Annotated in this window: 21 protein-coding genes; 10 read left to right on the plus strand and 11 right to left on the minus strand. The window is 56.0% G+C overall.

What is annotated here, in order from left to right; translation table 11 throughout:
• Positions 1 to 2 precede the first annotated feature (2 nt).
• Both glyS and glyQ read right to left on the minus strand, forming a co-directional pair.
• The gene (gene glyS, locus EQV93_RS04150) at positions 3 to 2,057 is read right to left on the minus strand and encodes a glycine--tRNA ligase subunit beta (protein ID WP_122783493.1); all 2,055 of its coding nucleotides are present in this window, start codon (positions 2,055 to 2,057) and stop codon (positions 3 to 5) included.
• Positions 2,054 to 3,007: a glycine--tRNA ligase subunit alpha gene (gene glyQ / locus EQV93_RS04155; protein ID WP_019828634.1), complete on the minus strand. Its 954-nt coding sequence runs from the start codon at positions 3,005 to 3,007 to the stop codon at positions 2,054 to 2,056. The genes glyS and glyQ overlap by 4 nt, the downstream gene beginning before the upstream one ends.
• A gap of 81 nt (positions 3,008 to 3,088) precedes the next feature.
• Between glyQ and EQV93_RS04160 the strand changes: the two genes are divergently transcribed.
• Both EQV93_RS04160 and EQV93_RS04165 read left to right on the plus strand, forming a co-directional pair.
• Complete coding sequence (locus EQV93_RS04160) at positions 3,089 to 3,646, plus strand: DNA-3-methyladenine glycosylase I (protein ID WP_146385723.1); 558 nt, start codon at positions 3,089 to 3,091, stop codon at positions 3,644 to 3,646.
• Between the two features lie 145 nt (positions 3,647 to 3,791).
• Positions 3,792 to 4,679 (plus strand): lysophospholipid acyltransferase, encoded by an 888-nt coding sequence (locus tag EQV93_RS04165; RefSeq protein ID WP_122783491.1) that lies wholly within the window; start codon positions 3,792 to 3,794, stop codon positions 4,677 to 4,679.
• Positions 4,680 to 4,683: 4 nt separating this feature from the next.
• Here EQV93_RS04165 and EQV93_RS04170 read toward each other — a convergent pair whose 3' ends face one another.
• The 7 genes from EQV93_RS04170 to EQV93_RS04200 form a co-directional block, all read right to left on the minus strand.
• Positions 4,684 to 5,328: a methionine ABC transporter permease gene (locus tag EQV93_RS04170; RefSeq protein WP_122783490.1), complete on the minus strand. Its 645-nt coding sequence runs from the start codon at positions 5,326 to 5,328 to the stop codon at positions 4,684 to 4,686.
• Positions 5,318 to 6,436, minus strand: coding sequence for a methionine ABC transporter ATP-binding protein (locus tag EQV93_RS04175; protein WP_122783489.1), 1,119 nt, complete (start codon positions 6,434 to 6,436; stop codon positions 5,318 to 5,320). The genes EQV93_RS04170 and EQV93_RS04175 overlap by 11 nt, the downstream gene beginning before the upstream one ends.
• Before the next feature lie 2 nt (positions 6,437 to 6,438).
• The gene (locus tag EQV93_RS04180; protein ID WP_240890918.1) at positions 6,439 to 7,248 is read right to left on the minus strand and encodes a MetQ/NlpA family ABC transporter substrate-binding protein; all 810 of its coding nucleotides are present in this window, start codon (positions 7,246 to 7,248) and stop codon (positions 6,439 to 6,441) included.
• A gap of 29 nt (positions 7,249 to 7,277) precedes the next feature.
• Positions 7,278 to 8,639: an LLM class flavin-dependent oxidoreductase gene (locus EQV93_RS04185; protein WP_122783487.1), complete on the minus strand. Its 1,362-nt coding sequence runs from the start codon at positions 8,637 to 8,639 to the stop codon at positions 7,278 to 7,280.
• Positions 8,639 to 9,835 carry an SfnB family sulfur acquisition oxidoreductase gene (locus EQV93_RS04190; protein WP_240890919.1) on the minus strand — a complete coding sequence of 399 codons (1,197 nt, stop codon included), beginning with the start codon at positions 9,833 to 9,835 and terminating at the stop codon, positions 8,639 to 8,641. Before EQV93_RS04190 ends, EQV93_RS04185 begins: the two co-directional genes overlap by 1 nt.
• A 17-nt stretch (positions 9,836 to 9,852) precedes the next feature.
• On the minus strand, positions 9,853 to 11,094 hold the full coding sequence (locus EQV93_RS04195) for an SfnB family sulfur acquisition oxidoreductase (protein WP_146425136.1): 1,242 nt from the start codon (positions 11,092 to 11,094) through the stop codon (positions 9,853 to 9,855).
• 213 nt (positions 11,095 to 11,307) lie between these two features.
• Positions 11,308 to 12,072, minus strand: coding sequence for a hypothetical protein (locus EQV93_RS04200; RefSeq protein ID WP_146425134.1), 765 nt, complete (start codon positions 12,070 to 12,072; stop codon positions 11,308 to 11,310).
• A 533-nt stretch (positions 12,073 to 12,605) separates the two neighbouring features.
• Between EQV93_RS04200 and EQV93_RS04205 the strand changes: the two genes are divergently transcribed.
• Together EQV93_RS04205 and EQV93_RS04210 are read left to right on the plus strand one after the other, a co-directional pair.
• Complete coding sequence (locus tag EQV93_RS04205; RefSeq protein WP_122783575.1) at positions 12,606 to 13,538, plus strand: SdiA-regulated domain-containing protein; 933 nt, start codon at positions 12,606 to 12,608, stop codon at positions 13,536 to 13,538.
• A 92-nt stretch (positions 13,539 to 13,630) separates the two neighbouring features.
• Positions 13,631 to 14,536: an SdiA-regulated domain-containing protein gene (locus EQV93_RS04210; RefSeq protein ID WP_240890920.1), complete on the plus strand. Its 906-nt coding sequence runs from the start codon at positions 13,631 to 13,633 to the stop codon at positions 14,534 to 14,536.
• Between the two features lie 71 nt (positions 14,537 to 14,607).
• Here EQV93_RS04210 and polA read toward each other — a convergent pair whose 3' ends face one another.
• Positions 14,608 to 17,376: a DNA polymerase I gene (gene polA / locus EQV93_RS04215; protein WP_240890921.1), complete on the minus strand. Its 2,769-nt coding sequence runs from the start codon at positions 17,374 to 17,376 to the stop codon at positions 14,608 to 14,610.
• A 74-nt stretch (positions 17,377 to 17,450) separates the two neighbouring features.
• Between polA and EQV93_RS04220 the strand changes: the two genes are divergently transcribed.
• Together EQV93_RS04220 and EQV93_RS04225 are read left to right on the plus strand one after the other, a co-directional pair.
• On the plus strand, positions 17,451 to 17,726 hold the full coding sequence (locus EQV93_RS04220; RefSeq protein WP_240890922.1) for a DUF2782 domain-containing protein: 276 nt from the start codon (positions 17,451 to 17,453) through the stop codon (positions 17,724 to 17,726).
• 57 nt (positions 17,727 to 17,783) lie between these two features.
• Positions 17,784 to 18,734: a homoserine kinase gene (locus tag EQV93_RS04225; RefSeq protein WP_122783480.1), complete on the plus strand. Its 951-nt coding sequence runs from the start codon at positions 17,784 to 17,786 to the stop codon at positions 18,732 to 18,734.
• 82 nt (positions 18,735 to 18,816) lie between these two features.
• On the opposite strand, the gene znuA is transcribed toward EQV93_RS04225, so the two are convergent.
• Positions 18,817 to 19,737 carry a zinc ABC transporter substrate-binding protein ZnuA gene (gene znuA, locus EQV93_RS04230; RefSeq protein ID WP_146385713.1) on the minus strand — a complete coding sequence of 307 codons (921 nt, stop codon included), beginning with the start codon at positions 19,735 to 19,737 and terminating at the stop codon, positions 18,817 to 18,819.
• A gap of 66 nt (positions 19,738 to 19,803) precedes the next feature.
• On the opposite strand from znuA, the gene EQV93_RS04235 reads away from it, so the two are divergent.
• Genes EQV93_RS04235 through EQV93_RS04250 form a run of 4 tightly spaced genes read left to right on the plus strand, consistent with a single transcriptional unit; the run spans position 19,804 to position 22,609 of the window.
• Positions 19,804 to 20,286, plus strand: coding sequence for a Fur family transcriptional regulator (locus EQV93_RS04235; RefSeq protein WP_122783479.1), 483 nt, complete (start codon positions 19,804 to 19,806; stop codon positions 20,284 to 20,286).
• On the plus strand, positions 20,286 to 21,074 hold the full coding sequence (gene znuC / locus EQV93_RS04240) for a zinc ABC transporter ATP-binding protein ZnuC (protein ID WP_240890923.1): 789 nt from the start codon (positions 20,286 to 20,288) through the stop codon (positions 21,072 to 21,074). The genes EQV93_RS04235 and znuC overlap by 1 nt, the downstream gene beginning before the upstream one ends.
• On the plus strand, positions 21,067 to 21,855 hold the full coding sequence (znuB, locus tag EQV93_RS04245; protein ID WP_122783477.1) for a zinc ABC transporter permease subunit ZnuB: 789 nt from the start codon (positions 21,067 to 21,069) through the stop codon (positions 21,853 to 21,855). Before znuC ends, znuB begins: the two co-directional genes overlap by 8 nt.
• A gap of 37 nt (positions 21,856 to 21,892) precedes the next feature.
• Positions 21,893 to 22,609 carry a PA5502 family lipoprotein gene (locus tag EQV93_RS04250; RefSeq protein ID WP_122783476.1) on the plus strand — a complete coding sequence of 239 codons (717 nt, stop codon included), beginning with the start codon at positions 21,893 to 21,895 and terminating at the stop codon, positions 22,607 to 22,609.
• Positions 22,610 to 22,619 lie beyond the last annotated feature (10 nt).

Here is a 22,619-nt window from a genome sequence, read left to right on the forward strand (position 1 = left end):
CCTTAGCCCAGCAGCGAAATATCGGCAACGCCGAGGAACAGACCGCGCAGACGTGCCAGCAAGGCATAGCGGTTTGCCCGCACGCTCGAGTCTTCTGCGTTGATCATTACCGCCTCGAAGAATGCATCCACAGGTTCGCGCAACGAGGCCAGACGTGTCAGCGCTTCGTTGTACTGGCGAGCAGCAGCCATTGGTTGTACGGCTTCGTCGGCTTTCTGAATGGCCGAGAACAACGAGAACTCGCTGGCATTGTCGAAGTAGCGCGCTTCAACGTGAGTTGAAACCGTACCCTCGACTTTGCTCAGCAAATTAGAAACGCGTTTGTTCACTGCTGCCAGTGCTTCAGCTTCCGGCAATTGACGGAAGGCTTGAACGGCTTGCACGCGCTGGTCGAAGTCCAATGCCGAAGTAGGATTGAGTGCACGTACCGAGAGGTAAGTGGCCACATCCACGCCTTCGTCTTCATAACGCGCCCGCAGGCGATCGAAGATGAATTCCAGCACTTGATCTGCCAAACCGGCTGATTTGATCTTGGCCCCGAATGCGCTCACGGCGAATTTGACGGCGTCGGTCAGGTCGAGGTCGAGTTTTTTATCGATCAGAATGCGCAAGATACCCAGCGCCGCACGACGCAGTGCATACGGGTCTTTGCTGCCGGTGGGCAACATGCCGATGCCGAAAATACCAACCAGTGTGTCGAGTTTGTCAGCGATGGCTACCGCAGCGCCTGTCAGGGTGCTTGGCAACTCGGCGCCCGCGCCACGCGGCATGTACTGCTCGTTCAACGCCAAGGCAACGTCTTCTGGCTCGCCGTCGTTCAGCGCGTAGTAGTAACCGGCAACGCCTTGCATTTCCGGGAACTCGCCAACCATTTCAGTGGCCAGGTCGCACTTGGACAGCAACCCTGCGCGGGCTGCGCGTTGTGCGTCGCCGCCAATGCGTGCTGCGATGAACGCAGCCAGTTTGGACACGCGCTCGGCTTTGTCATAGACGCTGCCTAATTGCGCCTGGAACACGACGTTTTGCAGACGCTCGTTGAAGCTTTCGAGCTTCTGTTTTTTGTCTTGCTTGAAGAAGAACTCAGCATCAGTCAGACGCGGGCGGACCACTTTCTCATTACCGGAAATGATCTGCTGCGGGTCTTTGCTTTCGATGTTGGCCACGGTGATGAAGCGCGGCAGCAATTTGCCTTCAGCGTCCAGCAGGCAGAAGTACTTCTGGTTGTCCTGCATGGTGGTGATCAAGGCTTCTTGTGGAACCTCCAGGAAGCGCTCTTCAAACGAGCACACCAGCGGTACGGGCCACTCAACCAGCGCCGTTACTTCGTCGAGCAGTGCTGGCGGAACGATTGCGGTGCCTTCTTGCAGGGTCGCCAGCTCTTCCACACGCTTGGTAATCAGCTCGCGACGCTCAAAGAAATCAGCCTGCACGTAAGCTTTGCGCAGGTCTTCGGCGTAGTTGGCCGGCGCACTGATGCGCACATTTTCCGGGTGGTGGAAGCGGTGACCACGGGAATCGCGACCGGACTTTTGCGCGAGGATCGTGCAATCGATTACTTCGTCGCCTAACAGCATGACCAGCCATTGGGTTGGACGCACGAACTCAACCTTGCGTGCACCCCAACGCATGCGCTTGGGAATGGGCAGGTCGTTCAGGGAGTCTTCGACAATGGTTGGCAACAGGCTGGCGGTCGGCTTGCCGACGATCACCTGGCTGAAGCGCAGTTTTGGACCGCTCTGATCGATTTCGCTCAGGTCGACACCGCACTTTTTGGCGAAGCCAAGGGCGGCTTGGGTCGGGTTACCGTCTGCATCAAAGGCTGCCTGACGTGGCGGGCCATCAATGTTGATGCTGCGGTCCGGTTGCTGGGTTTCGAGCTGGGTCAGCAGCACGGCCAAACGGCGCGGTGCAGCGTAGACTTTTTTAGCACTGAACTTTACACCGGCGCTTTGCAGGCCTTTTTCAATGCCGGCCAGAAAGGCGTCAGCCAAGGTGTTAAGGGCTTTTGGCGGCAGTTCTTCAGTGCCCAGTTCAACCAGAAAATCTTGAGCACTCATTGTGCAGCCTCCAACTTAGCCAACACTTCATCACGCAAATCGGGTGGAGCCATCGGGAAGCCCAGCTTGGCGCGAGCTTCAAGGTAGGCCTGTGCGACCGCACGCGCCAAGGTACGCACACGCAGGATGTATTGCTGACGCGCCGTGACGGAAATGGCACGACGGGCATCCAGCAAGTTGAAGGTGTGCGAGGCTTTCAGGACCATTTCGTAGCTAGGCAACGGCAGCGGTTGGTCGAGTTCGATCAGGCGCTTGGCTTCGCTTTCGTAGAAATCGAACAGCTCGAACAGTTTGTCGACGTTGGCGTGTTCAAAGTTGTAAGTCGACTGCTCGACTTCGTTTTGATGGAACACATCGCCATAGGTCACTTTGCCGAAAGGGCCGTCAGTCCATACCAGGTCGTATACGGAATCGACACCTTGCAGGTACATCGCCAAACGCTCAAGGCCATAGGTGATTTCGCCGGTTACCGGGTAGCACTCAATACCGCCAACTTGCTGGAAGTAAGTGAATTGGGTGACTTCCATACCGTTGAGCCAGATTTCCCAGCCCAGACCCCAGGCGCCCAGTGTCGGCGATTCCCAGTTGTCTTCGACGAAACGGATGTCGTGCACCAGCGGATCGAGGCCGATATGTTTCAGCGAGCCCAGATACAGCTCCTGAAAATTAGGCGGATTCGGCTTGAGAACTACCTGAAACTGGTAGTAATGCTGCAAACGGTTCGGGTTTTCGCCGTAGCGGCCGTCAGTCGGGCGACGACTGGGCTGCACATAAGCGGCGTTCCAGGTTTCTGGGCCCAGGGAGCGCAAAAACGTGGCGGTATGGAATGTGCCGGCGCCCACTTCCATATCGTAGGGCTGAAGCACCACACAACCTTGCTCGGCCCAGTATTGCTGGAGGGCGAGGATCAAGTCTTGGAAGGTACGCACTGCTGGCGTAGGCTGGCTCACAAATTCACCTGTTTCTTGGGCTGCGATTTAAAGAGCGGGAGTATACCCGATTCGGTCGCGCCTCCACCTCTTGGAGCCTTTATGGCACGTTGTTTCTGGTGTTCGGATGACCCCCTGTATGTGGCCTATCACGATCAAGAGTGGGGCGTGCCGTTGCGCGATGCGCATGGTTTGTTCGAGTTGTTATTACTCGAAGGGTTCCAGGCGGGGTTGTCATGGATCACGGTTTTAAAGAAACGTGAACATTATCGCAAGGTCATGTTCGGCTTCGATGTGCAGCGCTTGGCGATCATGAGCGATGCCGAAATTGAGGTGTTGCTGCAAGATCCGGGGATCATTCGTAACCGTCTCAAAGTGACCGGCGCCCGCCGCAATGCCCAAGCCTGGCTAGCGTTGAAAGACCCGGTCGAGTTTTTATGGTCTTTCGTGGGGGGCAAACCGAAGATCAATCATTTCACCGAACGGGATGAATTTCCGGCGGTAACGCCTGAGGCTGAAGCGATGAGCAAAGCCTTGAAAAAAGCCGGGTTCACGTTCGTCGGGCCGACTATTTGTTATGCCTTCATGCAGGCCAGCGGCATGGTGATGGACCACGCCACGTATTGTGACCGTTACGCCGAACTGGCGAACGGCGGTTAGAATGTTTGTTTTGGGCACACACTCAACCCGTAGCAGCTGCCGAAAGCTGCGTGCGGCAGTGTGACATTGACTCGGCATTTACCATTGCTTCGCAACCGAACGCAGCCTTCGGCAGCTGCTACGCGTATTTTCGAGAGATTATTCTGTGGAAAAGTTTAAAGGTGCCCTGCTGGTCGGGGCTTTACGATTGTTTGCCATGCTGCCTTGGGGCGCCGTGCAACGTGTCGGCTCAGCCATCGGCTGGCTGATGTGGAAGCTGCCCAATCGCTCACGCGAGGTGGTGCGCATCAATCTGGCTAAATGCTTTCCGGAAATGGACCCGGTCGCCCGCGAGCAACTGGTCGGGCAAAGCCTTAAAGACATCGGTAAAAGCCTGACCGAGAGCGCGTGCGCATGGATCTGGCCGGCGCAGCGTTCAATTGATCTGGTGCGCGAAGTCGAAGGCCTGGACGTTCTCAAAGAGGCGCTGGCCTCAGGCAAGGGCGTGGTGGGAATCACCAGTCACTTGGGCAACTGGGAAGTGCTTAATCACTTTTATTGCAGCCAGTGCAAGCCGATCATTTTTTACCGCCCGCCCAAGCTCAAGGCGGTAGACGAACTGCTACAAAAGCAGCGCGTTCAGTTAGGTAACCGTGTCGCGGCGTCAACCAAAGAAGGCATCTTGAGTGTCATCAAAGAGGTGCGTAAAGGCGGCCAGGTGGGCATTCCGGCTGACCCGGAACCCGCCGAATCGGCCGGTATTTTTGTGCCCTTTCTGGGCACCATGGCGCTCACCAGCAAATTTGTGCCGAACATGCTGGCAGGCGGTAAAGCAGTCGGTGTTTTCCTGCACGCCCTGCGCCTGCCCGACGGCTCAGGTTTCAAAGTGATTCTGGAGGCCGCACCAGAAGAGATGTACAGCACTGACACGGCAACCGCCTGCGCAGCGATGAGCAAAGTGGTCGAGAAATATGTGCGGGCCTATCCGAGCCAGTACATGTGGAGCATGAAGCGCTTCAAAAAGCGTCCGCCAGGCGAGGCGCGCTGGTACTGATACGTCAACGTTTGTTGAGTACCCGGGCTAAACGGTCGCCGCCGAGTTGAATCACGGCGACCAGCACCACCAGCAAAACGATCACGGTGAGCATGACTTGCGTGTCAAACCGCTGATAACCGTAGCGATAGGCAATGTCGCCCAAGCCGCCGGCACCAATTGCGCCAGCCATGGCTGATGAGTTGATCATCGTCACCAGAGTAATGGTGAAACCACCGACGATGCCCGGCAACGCTTCAGGCAACAGCACATGCCAGATGATGTGATGGCGTTTGCAGCCCATTGCCTGTGCGGCTTCGATCAAACCGTGATCCACTTCGCGCAGACTGACTTCGGCAATGCGTGCGAAGAACGGTGTTGCGGCGATGGTCAGTGGAACAACGGCCGCCCATACGCCATAGGTAGTACCGACAATCATGCGGGTGAAAGGGATCAACGCCACCATCAGAATCAGAAAGGGAATTGAGCGAAATAAATTCACAAATGCGCCCAGTGCTTTATTCAGCGCGGGTGCCTGGTAAATGCCGCCTTTATCACTGGTGACCAGGATCACCGCCAGTGGAATGCCTAGAACCAATGCAATCAGCGACGACACCCCGACCATCAGAAAGGTGTCGATCACCCCTTGCCATAAACGATCAAACCCCATAACCGACTACCTCGACGTGTTGAGCCCAATGCTCGGCGCGCTGGCGCAATTGTTCAGAGCTCAACGCTGTGCTGCTCACACTGAGCAACAGCTGGCCAAGCGCATGCCCTTGAATGTGTTCAACGCCACCGTGCAGCAGACGAACTTGCCCGCCGAGTGCGCTGAATAACGCCCCTAGATCCGGCTCTTGGGTCTGGTTGCCAGTAAAGCGAAGACGCAATATCACACTCGACTTTTCCGAAGCCGGTTGCGCCGTAATGCGCCCGTGCAGCGCTTCGGGCAAGCTGTCTTGCAAAGGTGCGAGCAGGGTTTTGCTGACGGCGTGCTGTGGGTCTCCAAACACCTGCCACACAGGGCCTTGCTCTACGATCTGTCCTTGTTCGAGTACCACCACGCGGTGGCAAATATCGCGAATAACCGCCATCTCATGGGTAATCAAAATGATGGTCAGGCCCAGCCGCTGATTGATTTCACGCAGCAGGCCGAGAATCGACTGGGTCGTTTCCGGGTCGAGGGCCGAGGTGGCCTCATCACAGAGCAAAATCGACGGGTCGTGCACCAGAGCCCTTGCAATACCGACGCGCTGCTTTTGACCTCCCGACAACTGCGCCGGATAGGCCGTGTGTTTGCCCTGCAAGCCCACCAGTTCGAGCAGCTCGCGCACTTTCTGTTCGCGCTGAAGTTTGGGCACGCCCGCCACCTTGAGCGGTAATTCAACGTTCTGCCATACCGTCTTGGCTGACATCAGATTGAAGTGCTGAAAGATCATGCCGGTCTGACGGCGCAACGCGACCAGCTTGTTCTCATCGAAGTCGCTGATGTCGATCTGATCAATCAGCACCCGGCCGCTGCTGGGCTGTTCAAGACGATTTATGGTGCGAATCAAAGAAGATTTACCCGCCCCGCTCCGGCCAATGATCCCGAAGATTTCACCGCGCGCAATGGCCAGTTCAATGCCTTTGAGGGCGTTGACCGGCCCTTGCCGACCTTCATACGTTTTGCCCACGTTAATAAAGCGCACGTGTGCGCTGCTCAGTTGCGGGTGCAACTCGGTGAGGTTCGCGCCGGGCTGCGGCTCGAGCCGCTCGCGAGCAATAGCCACACTCATGGTTAACCTCCCCAGCCTGGTTGATACAGGGTGCCGTAGGTTTTATCCAGCGAGGCTTTGACTACGGGCGAGTGCTGATAAATATCGATGAACTTGGCCAAACGCGGGTCGTCTTTGTTTTTTGGCTGGATGACGAACTGAATGACATATTCGGGGTGGTCAATGCCATCGAACAATAAGGCGGACTCGGCATCAAAGGTCTTGGACAGGCGAATATAGGCCGGATAGCCCTGCACCAGATCGGCATCGTCATACGCACGAACCAGCTGTACGGCTTCCACCTGGAGGATATTGAGCTTCTTCGGGTTGGCGATGATGTCTTCTTCAGTGGCTTTGTAGCCGACACCGGGTTTGAGGGTAATCAGCCCGGCCTTGGCCAGCAGCTGCAATCCGCGGCCACTGTTGATCGGATCGTTGGCAATGGCGACAGTGGCGCCTTGTGGTAAAGCATCAATGCTTTTGTATTTTTTTGAATACAAACCCACGTTATTGATCACGCCTTTTGCGTAAGGCACCAGATCAAAGCCAGCGGCAGCGTTGGCGTTTTCCAGAAACGGAATGTGCTGGAAATAGTTCACGTCGATATCGCCGCTGGCGAGACTGACGTTGGGGGCGATCCAGTCGGTGAATTCCACTAACTCAACTTTCAGGCCTTGTTTATCGGCTTCGGCCACTGCCGTTTCCAGCGGGATGGCAAAGGCCGCCGTGGTGCCCACTTTGAGCGGCGCCGTATCGGCGAACGCCAGACCGTTAAACAAGCCGAGTGCCAGAACCAGTGCCTTGACTGGGTAAGTGATGTGCTTTTTGTTCATGGTTGGTTTCCAGTCAGTGCTAAAACGGGTTACGCGTGGTGTCTGAATGCGGCGCCGGTATGCCGCTGGGGCAAGTGTGCGTCGCCCTCTACAAACAGCTTTTGCCGCAGGCTGCCGGTGTCGTACGCCGTTTTGTAGGATCCCCGGCGTTGTAACTCAGGCACCACCAGGTCGATAAAGTCGATGTAACTTTGTGGCGTGACGATGCGGGTCAAATTGAAGCCATCGAGGCCGGTTTCCGAAATCCACGATTCCAGTTCGTCAGCGACCTGCTCCGGTGAACCCACCAGGGTCATGTAACGCCCGCCGAGCGCGTGTTGCTCCAACAGCTTGCGGCGCGTCCAGTCGTTGTTTTGCAACATTTTGGTCGCCGATTGAATGGCGTTGTTCTTCACGTACTGGATCGGCTCATCCAGCTCATAGTCGGCAAAGTCGATGCCGGTGGAGCTGGAAAAATGCGCCACACCGGCTTCGGCGCTGGCGTAACCCAGGTATTCATCGCGCTTGGCCAGGGCTTCTGCTTCGGTGGGGGCAACGATGACGTTAAGGCCCATAAACAGTTTGATGTCATCAGGATTACGGCCCGCCGCGACAGCGCTGGCGCGTACGTTATCGACCTGAGTTTTGGTCGCCGCTTTAGTTTGACCGCTGATAAACACACATTCTGCATGGCGTCCGGCAAACGTCAGGCCGCGTTCTGAGCTGCCTGCTTGAAACAACACGGGTGTGCGTTGAGGTGATGGCTCGCACAAGTGATAACCCTCGACCTGATAGAACTCACCCGCGTGTTTGACCTTGTGCACTTTGTCGGGTTGGGCGTAGATGCGTTGTACCGGATCATTCAGCACCGCGTCGTTTTCCCAGCTTCCTTCCCACAGTTTGTAGAGCACCTCGAGGTATTCATCTGCCTGGTCGTAGCGCCTGTCGTGTTCGACTTGCTCCGTCAGGCCCATGGCCTTGGCGGCGCTGTCCAGATAGCCGGTAACAATGTTCCAGCCCACCCGGCCCCGGCTTAGGTGGTCAAGGGTCGACATGCGGCGTGCGAATAAATAGGGAGGTTCGTAGGTCAAGTTAGCGGTCAGGCCAAAGCCGAGGTTTTTGGTGACGGCAGCCATGGCTGAAACCAGCAACAGCGGATCGTTGACCGGTAACTGAATGGACTCTTTGAGCGGAACATCAACCGATTGTTGATAAACGTCATACACGCCCACGATGTCGGCAATAAAAAGTCCGTCAAATAGTCCGCGCTCCAGGAGCTGCGCCAGCTCTGTCCAGTACTCCAGCGTGTTGAACTGCGTGGACGTGTCTTGTGGGTGAGTCCACATGCCGTGGTTGATATGACCAATGCAGTTCATGTTGAAGGCGTTGATCAAGATTTTCTTTTTGCTCATCAGATCGTCCCCCGCAACGGTGGATTTTCGCCATTGAGGTAGTAATTGCCCACGGCGTGATACTTCCAGCGCACAGGATCATGCAGAGTGTGCACACGGGCGTTTCGCCAGTGACGATCCAGGCCGTGTTCGGCGAGCGTCGCCTGGCTACCGGCCAGTTCAAATAGCGTGCTACCGGCGGCCAGAGATATTTCAGTGCTCAGAGCACGCACTTCAGCGACGGCGATGGACGCTTCGGCGACGGTCTTGGCGGTGGGGTTGGCCTGCGCCGTGTCGAGGTATTCGCCTGCACGCTCCAGCAGCGCTTCGGCGGCATGTAGACGCACGCTCAAGTGGCCGAAACTTTTGAGGGTCAAGGGGTCTTCGCTGGCGATGTCGGTGGTGGCGTCGATCCATGGCCGGGTTTTAGTGCGGACAAAATGCAGTGAATCTTCAAAGGCCGCGCGAGCAATACCGGTATCGATGGCCGCATGCAGAATCTGGGCTAACGGGCCGACGGGCGTCGGACGTTCGAAAGCACTCTGAAAAGGGATCACGTCTTCGCGAGCTACAAACACATTGTCGAACACCACCGATCCGCTGCCAGTGGTGCGTTGACCAAACCCGCTCCAGTCGTCGATGACGTTTAGCCCTTCGTTGTCGCGCCTGACAAAGGCCAACAGGTGCACGCCTTGGTCATCCACGACCGAGGTCGGGATGCGGTGCGCATAGAGCGCCCCGGTGGCGTAAAACTTTCGTCCATTGATGCGGTAACCGGTTTCAGCGGCCACCAGATGAGTGGTGCGCTCGTGTGCAGTTTTAGTCCCCAACTCAGCCAGAGCATTGCCGAAGCGTTGGCCAGCCAATACCTCAGCGTAAAGCCGGCTTTTTTGCGTTTCAGAGCCGTTGACCCGAAGAACTTCGAGTGCATAAAAATGGTTTTGCGGGATTTGCCCCAAAGAGGCATCAGCGGCGGCGATCAGCGCCACGATCTGCGCCAGCGTGACATTGGAGACGCCAGCGCCGCCGTAGGCCTTGGGCACCGTAATGCCCCACAGGCCTGTGTGGGAAAACAGTTCGAGCTCGTCATGGGGCAAGCGCCTCTCGCGATCACGAACAACGCTTTCGCGTTTGAAATAGGCCGCTAGCTCACGGGCGACATTCAGGGCCTCGGCATCGCTACGGATGACCGGAACCTGTTTGGATATCAGTGTCATGAGGATGGACTCCGAGGTCAGATCCAGGAATGCCGGGCAGGCAACGTACCGTTGAGGCGATAGGCGCCGATGGCGTGATACTTCCAGCGCACCGGATCGTGGAGGGTGTGAACCCGAGCGTTACGCCAGTGCCGGTCCAGATTGAATTCGGCAAGGCTGGCGCGGCTTCCGGACAGTTCGAAAAGCTTTTCACTGGCCAGCAGGGACAATTCGGTGCTCAGCACTTTGGCTTCGGCGACGGCAATCGAGGCGCGAGCGGCGGCCTGCGCATCAATCGGGGCAGCACTGACCTGATCGAGCACGCGCCCCGCTTTGTGCAGCAGCGCTTGGGCGGCATGCAGCTCAATCTTCAACCTGCCGATGTCGGCAATGACATAAGGGTCATCGCTGTTGCGTTCGACATTGGCGTCAATCCAGGGGCGGGATCGCTCGCGCACAAAGCTCAACGTGTCGTCGATGGCGCCACGAGCGATGCCAAGGTCTATGGCTGCCTGAACCAATTGCGAGACGGCCCCTTGAATATTTGGGGTTTCGTTCAGGCGCCAGTTATCAATGATCAGCTCAGCATCGACCCGTACGTTGTTCAGCAGCACGGTGCCGCTGGCGGTGGTGCGCTGGCCAAAACCGGACCAGTCATCCACCACGCGCAGGCCCGGTGTGCCACGACGGACGAAGGCCATCACTTGCTTGCCGTCGTCATTGAGTGCCTTGACGGCAATCCAGTGAGCGAACAGCGAACCCGTGGAGTAAAACTTCTGGCCATTGATCACGAAATCCTCGCCGTCGGCGGTGATGCGTGCTTTTAAATCGAGGGTATTTTTGCTGCCCCGCTCCGGTCCAGCATTGGCAATTCGCCAACCTTTGAGAACGTGGCTGAAAAGCTGTTCTTTTTGCGTTTGGGTGGCGGTGCTGGCAATCAGATTGAGAATACCCACCTGATTTTGAGGAATTTGCCCCAGCGCCGGGTCGGCTGCCGAGATGATGGCAAACACTTCGGCCAAGGTGACGAACGAAACCTGTAGTCCGCCAAATTCGCGGGGAATGGAAATACTGCCCAGGCCGCTGCGGGTGAATTGTTCGATCAGAGACCACGGTAGCTTTCGCTGCTGATCCCGCTTGCCTGCTTGCTCACGTGCGGCGCTTGCCAGTTCATGAGCCGCTTGAAGGGCATCGTTGTCTGTGCGCAGGTGATGCGCTTCGAGCAACAAGGGTGCGACATCCAGGTCGCTTTGCAGATGTGCATCGGCCAAGTTGGACATTAGTACCGCTCCTTGGCTGCACTCAATGCCCTGGCGTTATGCACAAGGGTGATTGTTTTACGGGCCATACCTACCTCACGTTTACTGGAGCGCCGCTTTCGCGGCGCGGATACAAAGCAAGAGAGTCCGGTGGCCCGGTGTATATACCCTAAGTGATTATAAAAATTAAAAGAACTAACTTTTAGGAATATGCATAGATGAATAGTTATGGGCTTAACTACGCCAATTAGGTCGCGGCTCTGCTGCATACAAGACTTCGCGCGGTGCGGGGTTCACATAGTATTTATTGGCACCGATTTTGAGCGTTCGTGCGGGGGCCCAGCGTGAGTTATTGCCCACGCGGTCAATCACACAGTAGGTGACTTCAAGTTTTGGGTCTTCCCCGGCCTCTTGAATGATATTCGGCGGCACGAATACGCTGATGGGCTGGTCAACATCGGCCTTGCGTAGTTTGGGCAGGTCCATGCGCACATCACCCCATAGCAAGGTGATTTCATCGTCAACGGCCATGTTGCGGTAGGGTTCAATGCTAACGGGTACCCCGCGCTTCATCTGGCTGGGATTTACCCCATAGCGCTGAATGGGTTCCGGGATCATCAAAGGCGCCAACCCCTGATTTTCTTCGCCGATGGCATGCCCGCCGGGGCAATCGAGCTTAATCAGCACTTTAAGTTGAGCAGATAAAGCCGGGCTACTGCCTATATGCATGACGCGATAATAAAGACGCGCTGTACCGTTTTGAATGAAACTTTCGGGCACTCTAAGAGCCAGAGGCTGACCTATATCACTCTTGGAAATTTGTTGCGAGGTTACATAACAACCGTCCCAGAAGAGTTCGATTAAATCCCCTTCCTCCATATTTATATACGGTGTTATGTGAATAAATAATTGTTCTGCTGCGCGGGCACAAATAGTGTTTTTTCCAGGAGTGGAAAGAGTCGGTGCGGCTAATTTATTGGCATGGGACGTGAAGGGCATTGTTTTGAGTTCCTGTCGTGCTGATGGGTAACGGGCCACGCCTGTACAGGGTTCACAAGGTGTGAAGAAGGTGAGTGTCGCCCGGTGCGATCATTTAGATCTTGTGCCGGGCGAGCAGCTATTAAGTGCTGATTAAATGTTCTTGATACAGTTTGGCCAGTTGTGCTTATTAGATAAGAGGCTCTTTGCATGAGTGTCAAGCCGGGAAGGAATGAATATAAATGTCGTCGTTTGATTCAGACGATTCCTACTGGCTTAGTGCTTTTGGTTTTTGGTGTGGAGAAAACGTAAATAAATAAACGATATATATCTAGATGCAAAATCTGTAACTGATAGAAGTACAGTGCGGCCTTAAACTGAGCAGTCGATGCGTTTTGCCTGTGTTGCTTTAGATCGCCCTCAAAAGCCGCTCCGGCTTTGGGCATTGAGCTTTTACGATTTATTTCACATTTTGATCGGCATAATACGTACGCGAGCAGCGCTGCCCGCTATGAGTACTCAGTAGTTGTCTCATTTTCCGGATGATCATTCAAATGGCCGCAAACCCACAGCAAACCCCTCCCGTGCGCCGATCCATGCGCTCTAGCCTGCGTTGGTATCACTGGCTTTTTTTGTTGGGTGCACTGCTCTACGGGGTAGCGTTCTTCATGCATTGGGATGACCGTGGAGCGTTGTGGGTACTTGAGCGCTTTGAAAGCACTTCAGAGCAAAATGAAAGCGTGTGGTTGCCTGACTATGTCGCGGTGATTGATGCCAAACCGTTGCCGGGCATGGAAAAAGACGAGGCGTCTGATCTGGCATATAACCCGCTGACTAAAACCCTGTTTTCAGTCATGGGTAAAAACCCGTTTCTGGTGGAGTTGACCCTAGACGGTGAGGTGCTCCGTAAAATGCCTTTGGTGGGTTGGAGTAACCCTGAAGGTTTAACGGTCATGGAAAACGGTCTGCTGGCCATTGTCGATGAGCGTGAGCACATGCTGAGCATCGTTAAGGTCGATGCGAACACCACGGCGTTGAATATTGATGATTTCCCCAAGTACGATTTAGGCCCTTCGAAAAACCAGAACAAAGCCTTTGAGGCCGTTGCCTGGGATCCGCGACGCCAGCAGTTAGTCCTCGGTGAAGAGCGACCGCCGCAATTGTTTGTCTGGAAAAGCAATGGCAGCCAGGTACTTACCGGAGAAAAGCAGAAAGTACCCAGCGATGAACTGGACCTGCGCAATCTTTCAGCGTTGAGCGTTGACCCGCGAACCGGCCACATGCTGGTGCTGTCGGCCGACTCTCATATGTTGCTGGAGCTTGATGAGCTGGGCGAGCAGGTGAGTTTCATGACGTTGCTGCGCGGTTTCAATGGTTTGAAAGACACTATCCCCCGCGCTGAAGGCGTGGCGATTGATGAGCATGGCACCTTGTATATGGTGAGCGAGCCCAATCTGTTTTATCGCTTCGAAAAGAAGGCCAAGTAGTTGGTGTTACAGGTTGGCTTTGAAGGTTTAAGGTTGAATTCAGGCTATCGTGATATTTATCGCCTCTGATCTGATTTAAGAGTTCGACCCCCATGCGCCGTCCACGTCCTCTGGTTCTTTGTCTCATGCTGGTGGCCATGTTGGTTGCCGGCTTCGTCGCGCAACATTTTCGTCTATTCGAACGTACGTGGTTTCAAATCAGCCTGCTGTGGCAGTCCACAGATGCTTCGGCGATCAATTTGGGTGACTACCGTGCCGTCATACAAGGCAAGAAAATTGATGGCCTTGAGGACGATGTGTCCGCTTTGACTTATGACCCGCTGCGAAAAAGCCTATTTACCGTCACCAACCAGAAAAGTGAACTGGTGGAGCTGTCCCTTGATGGTCGGGTGTTACGCCGTATCGGATTGGTCGGTTTTGGTGATGCTGAGGCTGTGGAGTTCATTGGTTCCAACACCTATGTCATTACCGACGAGCGTCAACAGCGGCTAATCAAAGTGACCATTGACGACAACACCCACACCCTTGATGCGGCCCAAGCCGAACAATTGACGTTGGGGATTAACCCCTCTGGCAATAAAGGGTTTGAAGGGTTGGCATATGACTCGGCGGGCAAGCGTTTATTCGTGGCCAAAGAACGCGACCCGATGCTGATATACGAAGTGCGGGGCTTCCCTCATGACAACCCCCAACAGCCTTATGCGACCCATGTGGTGAGCAATCCACGACGAGATGCACGATTGTTTGTGCGGGACTTGTCGAGTCTGCAGTTCGATGAGCGCAGTGGGCATTTATTGGCGTTATCAGATGAGTCCAAGCTGTTACTGGAGCTAAATCTGGACGGGCGACCAGTCAGCACGCTGTCGCTTAAAAAAGGCAGGCATGGCCTGGAGAAATCAGTGCCCCAGGCTGAGGGCGTTGCGATGGACGAAGAAGGAACGGTTTATGTAGTGAGTGAGCCGAATCTTTTTTACGTGTTCAAAAAGCCAAAAGAATAGTGGGTTGATACTCTGCTGCCGATTGAGCGGCAACAGAGTGTCAACAAGGCTCGCGCAAAAACGAATTCGGCTTAGTGCGCCTCATCCCAGTTGTTGCCCACGCCCACTTCAACCACCAGCGGTACATCCAGTGTCGCCGCTTTGCTCATGTGGCTACGTACTTCTTCGCGTACTTGGTCGACCAAGTCTTCACGCACTTCCAGTACCAATTCATCGTGTACTTGCAAGATAACGCGGGCATCAATGCCCGAGGCCGTCAGCCAGTTATCCACAGACACCATGGCTTTCTTGATGATGTCGGCCGCAGTGCCCTGCATCGGAGCGTTGATTGCGGTACGTTCCGCACCTTTGCGCAGCGCCGGGTTTTTTGCGTTGATCTCTGGCAGGTATAAGCGGCGGCCAAAGATAGTCTCGACATAACCCTGCTCGGCGGCTTGGGTGCGCGTGCGCTCCATGTAGTCCAGTACACCCGGATACCGAGCGAAATAACGGTCGATATAGGCTTGTGACTGTTTACGGTCGACGCCAATCTGCTTGGCCAGGCCAAACGCGCTCATGCCATAGATCAAGCCAAAGTTAATGGCCTTGGCGCTGCGGCGCTGATCAGTGGTGACATCACTGAGTTCAACACCAAAAACCTCAGCGGCCGTCGCACTGTGCACGTCCAGGTTATTACGGAAGGCGTTCAGTAAGCCGGCATCCTTGGCTAAATGCGCCATAATCCGCAGTTCGATTTGCGAGTAGTCCGCCGCCAGCAATTTGTAGCCTTTAGGGGCTATGAACGCCTGGCGAATCCGGCGTCCTTCCGCCGTACGAATCGGAATGTTCTGCAAGTTTGGATCGCTGGAGGACAAGCGACCGGTCGCTGTGACGGCCTGATGGTAAGACGTGTGAATCCGGCCTGTGCGCGGATTAATCTGCTCTGGCAATCGGTCGGTGTAAGTGCTTTTCAGCTTGCTCATAGAGCGGTACTGCATCAGCACCTTGGGCAGCGGGTAGTCTTGCTCGGCCAGTTCAGCCAGCACCGCTTCAGCGGTAGACGGTTGACCCTTGGCGGTCTTGCTGAGGATTGGCAGCCCCAACTTCTCGTACAGGATCACACCCAATTGCTTGGGTGAGCTGAGGTTGAATTCTTCGCCGGCAATGGCAAAAGCCTCACGTTCCAGAGCGACCATCTTATCGCCCAGTTCAACGCTCTGAATGCCCAGCAGGTTGGCATCCACCAGCGCTCCCTGACGCTCGATACGCGCCAGCACGGGCACCAGCGGCATCTCGATTTCGGTCAGAACAGTGTTCAGGCTTGGAATTGCGGTCAGCTTTTCATGCAATACGTGGTGCAGACGCAGGGTGACATCAGCATCTTCAGCCGCGTACGGGCCTGCCTGCTCCAGTGAAATCTGGTCAAAGGTCAGCTGCTTGGCACCTTTGCCGGCAATGTCCTGAAAGCTGGTGGTGCCATGGCCCAGGTATTTGAGCGCCAGGCTGTCCATGTCGTGTCGCGTGGCTGTCGAGTCGAGCACGTAGGATTCGAGCATGGTGTCGTAGGCAACGCCCTGCACCATAATGCCGCATGCCTGATCACCGCCAATGGCGCAGTTGGCCAGAATATTAATGTCGAACTTGGCGTGCTGACCGACCTTGGCTTTGCGCGGATCTTCCAGGATCGGTTTGAGTGCGCGCAGCACGGTGTCGCGGTCGAGTTGTTCCGGCACACCCATATAAGAGTGGGTCAACGGAATATAGGCCGCTTCACCCGGCTTCACGGCAAAAGACAAGCCGACCAATTGCGCTTGCTGGGCATCCAGTCCGGTCGTTTCGGTATCGAAAGCAATCAGCGTGGCGTCACTGAGCTTCTTGAGCCAGACCTCAAAGCGCGCTTGATCAAGGATGGTTTCGTACTGGGTTTGCGCCTCAGTCGGGGCCGCAGGCGCTTCTTGAACGATCACCTGACCGGCACGCTTGGCCTCACGCTCGACTTCAGCAATCCAGCTTTTGAATTCCAGCTCGGTGTACAACTCGATCAGTTTTTCGCAGTCGGGCTCTTTGAGGTGCAAGTCTTCCAGGCCGATATCCAGTGGCACATCAATTTTGATCGTCGCCAGTTGATACGACAGAAAGGCCATTTCGCGGTGCTCTTCGAGTTTGGCTGGCAGGTTTTTAGCGCCGCGGATTGGCAAGGTCGGCACGATATCGAGTTTTTCGTACAGGTCCACCAGGCCACCACCGACGCCCACCAGCAAGCCAGACGCGGTCTTTGGGCCAATGCCCGGGACGCCCGGAATGTTATCCGACGAGTCGCCCATCAAGGCGAGGTAATCGATGATTTGCTCAGGTGAGACGCCAAATTTCTCTTTGACGCCTTCAACGTCCATCGTGCTGCCGGTCATGGTGTTGACCAGCGTGATGTGGCCATCGACCAGTTGCGCCATGTCCTTGTCGCCGGTCGAGATCACTACCGGGCGGTCTGCGGCAGCGCTGCTGCGGGCGAGTGTGCCGATGACGTCATCAGCCTCAACGCCTTCAACGCACAACAACGGGAAGCCCAGCGCGATCACGCTGGCGTGCAAAGGCTCGATCTGAACCCGCATGTCATCAGGCATGCTTGGGCGATTGGCTTTATATTCGGCGTACATGTCATCACGAAATGTCCCGCCCTTGGCATCGAAAACCACGGCGAACGGGCTGTCCGGGTACTGTTTGCGCAGGCTTTTGAGCATGTTCAACACGCCCTTCACGGCACCCGTCGGCATACCCTTGGAGGTAGTCAGCGGCGGCAGCGCGTGGAAAGCGCGGTAGAGATATGAAGAACCGTCCACCAGGACGAGGGGTGCTTGGCTCATGAGCAGGATCAACCTTTTCGGCGAGTCCGGCGCTAGAATGTCCGGACCAATGACGACAAAGGGACAAGGTTATCATGCGTACACTTAATCGACTGATGCTGACCGGTTTGTTTGCACTCACTCCGCTGTTAACCTTTGCAGCCGATGATCCAGAAGTCACGATTCGCACGGAAGGCGATAAAACCATTCAGGAATACCGTCAAAACGGTTTCCTATATGCCATCAAGGTCACCCCAAAAGGAGCGCCGCCGTACTTTTTAGTGCGTGCTGATGGTACTGATGCCAATTTCATCCGTTCCGACCAGCCGGATATGCTGATTCCTTCGTGGAAAATCTTCGAATGGAAGTAGCGTCTTAACTTTAATTGGCGCCGCCTTAACGCGGCGCCCGTACTGGCAATCTAAATCATGTCTGTATTCACGCCACTGACTCGTCCTGAGTTGGAAACCTTCCTTGCGCCTTACAATCTCGGCCGCCTGCTCGATTTTCAGGGGATTGCCGCGGGTAGCGAAAACACCAACTATTTCATCAGCCTTGAGCAGGGTGAGTATGTTCTGACACTGGTTGAGCGCGGGCCAGTCAAAGAGATGCCGTTCTTTATTGAGCTGCTGGACGTGCTGCATGACGCTGACCTGCCAGTACCTTTCGCGTTGCGCACCGTGGACGGTCAGGCTTTGCGCGAACTCAAAGGCAAACCGGCATTGCTGCAGCCGCGCCTGGCGGGCAAGCACATTCGCGACGCCAATGCGCAGCATTGCGCACAGGTGGGCGAGCTGCTGGGGCATTTGCATCTGGCTACGCGTGACAATGTGCTGGAGCGCAAAACGGATCGAGGACTGGACTGGATGCTGGCCGAAGGCCCGGCGCTCAAAGCCGATCTGGAGCCTGCGGCCGCTGAGCTGCTGCAAAAGGCGCTGGACGAAATTACCGCTCGCCAAGCACAGATCATGGCCCTGCCCCGAGCCAACCTGCACGGCGACCTGTTTCGCGATAATGCGATGTTCGAAGGGACGCATCTCACCGGCCTGATCGACTTTTACAACGCCTGTTCCGGGCCGATGCTGTACGACGTCGCGATTGCGCTGAATGACTGGTGCGCCGATGAACACGGCCAGATCGATGCGCCGCGAGCCCGCGCCCTGCTGGGCGCTTATGCAGCGCTGCGTCCGTTCACCGCCAGTGAAGCCGAACTGTGGCCAACAATGCTGCGCGTGGCCTGCGTTCGCTTCTGGCTGTCACGCCTGATCGCCGCGCATACGTTTGCCGGTCAGGATGTGCTGATACATGATCCGCGAGAGTTTGAAACACGTTTGGCGGCGCATCAGGCAGTCAAGATTCAACTGCCGTTTGCGCTGTAAACCCAGGCGGTGTAGCCGCTGCCGCAGGCTGCGATAAGGGCTGCAGGACCTTTGCTGTCCGTATGGAAGCGGCTACGGGGTATTACAAGCTTTCCAGGCAGCCCGCCAAGTCGTTGCCCAGTTTTTCCAGCAAGTGTTCGTAACCTTGTGCGGTGGCCTCGGTGTAGCCCCCCAATGCATCAAGCTCCGCCAACTTCACCGGCAGGCCGGCGGTCAGGGTTTCAGCCAGACGCGGGCGCAATGGCGGGTCACTGAACACGCAGGTCTTGCCCGCTTCTTGCAATCGCTTACGCATGGCCGCTACGTGCTGGGCCCCCGGCTGTACTTCTGACGCCACGCTAAACGTGCCTGCATGTTGAAGGCCGTAGGCGCTTTCGAAGTAGTCGTAGCCCTCATGGAAGACAAAGAACGGTTTGCCGGCAATCCCGGCCAAACGGGTTCTGAGGCGCGCATCCAGAGCATCCAGGCGCTGATTGAAAGCCTTCAGATTGCTTTGGTATTTGGCGGCGTTGGCCGGGTCTTGCTGGCTCAGATCGGCAGCCATCTTTGCTGCGATCACACGGGCATTGTCGGGTGCCAACCACAAGTGCGCATCCAGAGTGCCCGGACGATGATCGTGGTCATGTTCGGCTGCATCTTCTGCGTGCGAATGGCTATCTTCGGCAAAGTGACGAAGCTTGAGCTCTGGCAGGGTTTGCACGGAGACCGAGGGTTTTGTACGCGTTTTGATAACGCGCGGCAGGAATCCTTCCATGTCCGGGCCGATCCAGTAGAGCAAGTCGGCATCTTGCACGCGCCGTACGTCGGATGGACGCAGCGCGTAGTTATGCGGCGACGCATTAGGCGGCAGCAGCACTTCTGGCTGACCCACACCCTCTTGTACTGCTGCGGCTATCAGCTGCAAAGGCTTGATGCTGGTGAGCACGGTCACCTGGGCCTGAGCCGGGCTAACCACCAGTAAACTGGCGGACAAAGCAATAAATATCGCAAAAAGACGGGGCACGATGATCACTCAGAGTGGTTTAAACAGGTAACATAATAACGTCTCTCTCGGAAATCGTCGCCGCCCATGCCTACTACCCCCCTTGCCAGTCGTCCCCATGATCATTCCCACTGTGTGCACAGCGCCTTGTCTGAAGCGGATGCTCTATGTGCACAGAAAGGGCTGCGCCTGACCGCTTTGCGTCGTCGCGTGCTGGAACTGGTCTGGCAAAGCCACAAGCCGTTGGGTGCCTACGACATTTTGGCCGTGCTTAGCGAGCAGGATGGTCGTCGTGCAGCGCCTCCGACTGTTTATCGGGCGCTGGATTTCCTGCTGGAAAACGGCCTGGTTCATCGCATTGCTTCGCTTAATGCCTTTATGGGGTGCAGTCATCCAGAGCACGCGCATCAGGGCCAGTTCCTGATTTGTCGTAACTGTCATGCCGCCATTGAGCTTGAGCAAAAGTCCATCAGCGACGCAATCATCCACAGTGCACGAGATGTCGGCTTTACTGTCGAAACCCAAACTGTGGAAGTGGTGGGGTTGTGTTCGGGTTGCCGGGAGGCCTGATGAGCGCTGCATTGATTCATCTGCAACAGGTTTGCGTGACCTTCGCCGGGCAAAACGTACTTGATGATATTGAGTTAAGCGTTGAACCGGGGCAGATCGTGACGTTGATCGGCCCGAATGGGGCAGGCAAAACCACATTGGTCAAAGCCGTTCTGGGGCTGCTAAAACCGACCAGCGGTAGCGTATGGCGCAAGCCCAAGCTCCGCGTGGGGTATATGCCGCAAAAACTGCATGTCGATCCGACGCTGCCTTTGTCGGTGCTGCGTTTTTTGCGTTTGGTGCCGGGGGTTGATCGGGCTCAAGCATTGGCTGCGCTGAAAGAAGTCGGCGCCGAAAAGGTCATCGACAGCCCGGTGCAAAGTGTTTCTGGTGGCGAAATGCAGCGCGTTTTGCTGGCGCGAGCATTGCTGCGCAAGCCTGAACTGTTGGTGCTGGACGAGCCCGTTCAGGGGGTGGATGTGGCGGGTCAGGCCGAGCTGTACAGCTTGATTACCCGCCTTCGCGACCGCCATGGCTGCGGTGTGCTGATGGTGTCTCATGACTTGCATTTGGTGATGAGCACCACCGATCAGGTGGTATGCCTTAATCGCCACGTGTGCTGCTCGGGTCATCCCGAGCAAGTCAGCAATGACCCTGCATTCGTGGAACTGTTCGGTAAAAACGCGCAAAGCCTGGCGATTTATCATCACCATCACGACCACGCCCATGATTTGCATGGCTCGGTGGTCAGCGAAGACGCCCCGACGGCGTCCGCCCACGTTCATGGAGAAGGCTGCAAGCATGGCTGATTTTCTGTTGTACGCCCTGCTGGCAGGCTTGGCTTTGGCGATTGTTGCGGGCCCCTTGGGCTCATTTGTGGTGTGGCGACGAATGGCTTATTTCGGCGACACACTGTCCCACGCTGCTTTGCTCGGCGTGGCGATGGGCTTTTTGCTGGATGTAAGCCCGACCATTGCCGTTACCGTTGGCTGTCTTTTGCTGGCCGTGATATTAGTCACCCTGCAACAGCGCCAGCCTTTGGCTTCTGACACCTTGCTCGGAATTCTCGCACCCAGCACCTTGTCCCTCGGACTGGTCGTACTAAGCTTCATGCATGAAGTACGGATCGACCTGATGGCATACTTGTTTGGCGATCTTTTGGCCATCAGCCCTAATGATTTGATGTGGATCATCGGTGGCAGTGTGGTGGTTCTGGCAGTCTTGGTGGCGCTCTGGCGTCCCTTGCTGGCCATTACCGTGCATGAAGAGCTGGCGACTGTTGAAGGTCTGCCGGTAGCGGCACTTCGTTTGGCGCTGATGCTGTTGATCGCCATTGTGATTGCCGTGGCCATGAAGATTGTCGGTGTGTTGCTGATCACTTCGCTGCTGATCATTCCGGCGGCTGCGGCCCAACGGCACGCCCGCTCCCCTGAGCAGATGGCCTTGGGGGCGAGCGTACTGGGCATGATGGCCGTGGGTGGTGGCCTTGCGCTGTCATGGTTCAAAGACACACCTGCGGGGCCATCGATTGTGGTGTGTGCCGCTGCACTGTTTTTGCTGAGTTTTGTTCTGCCCCGTCGAGGGGTGTAGACTTGCTCGTTTTTTGCGCACTTAGAGAGCCGCAGGAATGAAGCTGTTTAACTCCCGTTATTTGCTCCTTGCCGCATTTTCCTTGCTGCTGGGGGCCTGCCAAAGCACACCGACTGCCGACCAGCTCGCGCAGCAACAGCGTGCTGCGGCCATCGCACAGCTGGAGCAAAACCTGGCCAGCAGTGAACTGGCGACTGCCGAAGATGAGCTGGCTGCCTTGCAAGCGCAGTCGCCGGACGATCCTCAGTGGGTGCAGTATCAGCGTCAGCTGGCTGAGGCCTACCTGCAACGCAGCCAGATCTTCCTGCAAAAAGGTGACGTCAACGCCGCAGCCACGGCCCTTAGCCGTGCCCGTACGTTAATGCCCAAAGCACCGGCGCTGACCAGTGGTGTTAATAGCGCCATTGCCCATGCCCGTAAAGCTGAGCTGGATGAAGCCGAGGCAGCACTTAAAGCCGCCGAAGCGCGGCCACCGGCCAAGGTGCTTGACCCTGCCGCTGAAAGCACCACCGTGGCATTGAACATCGCCGATATTAAGAAACTTCGCCATCAACTGGACTTGATCGCGCAAGACATCGTCAACTATCAGTGCGCTGTAACCTTGCAAGTACCCCGTACTGCCGACTACCCGTGGCTTGCAACGTTGATCAGCAAGCGAGTTAAAAAGTTGGACCCGCAGTTTGATCTCAAGCTGGACCGCCAGATCATTCGCCATGTGCCTGCGCAAATGGTGCTGATTCCCAGCAAACCGTAATATTGCTCAT

The organism is Pseudomonas sp. TMW22091 (assembly GCF_022496705.1).
GTDB lineage: Bacteria > Pseudomonadota > Gammaproteobacteria > Pseudomonadales > Pseudomonadaceae > Aquipseudomonas > Aquipseudomonas saxonica.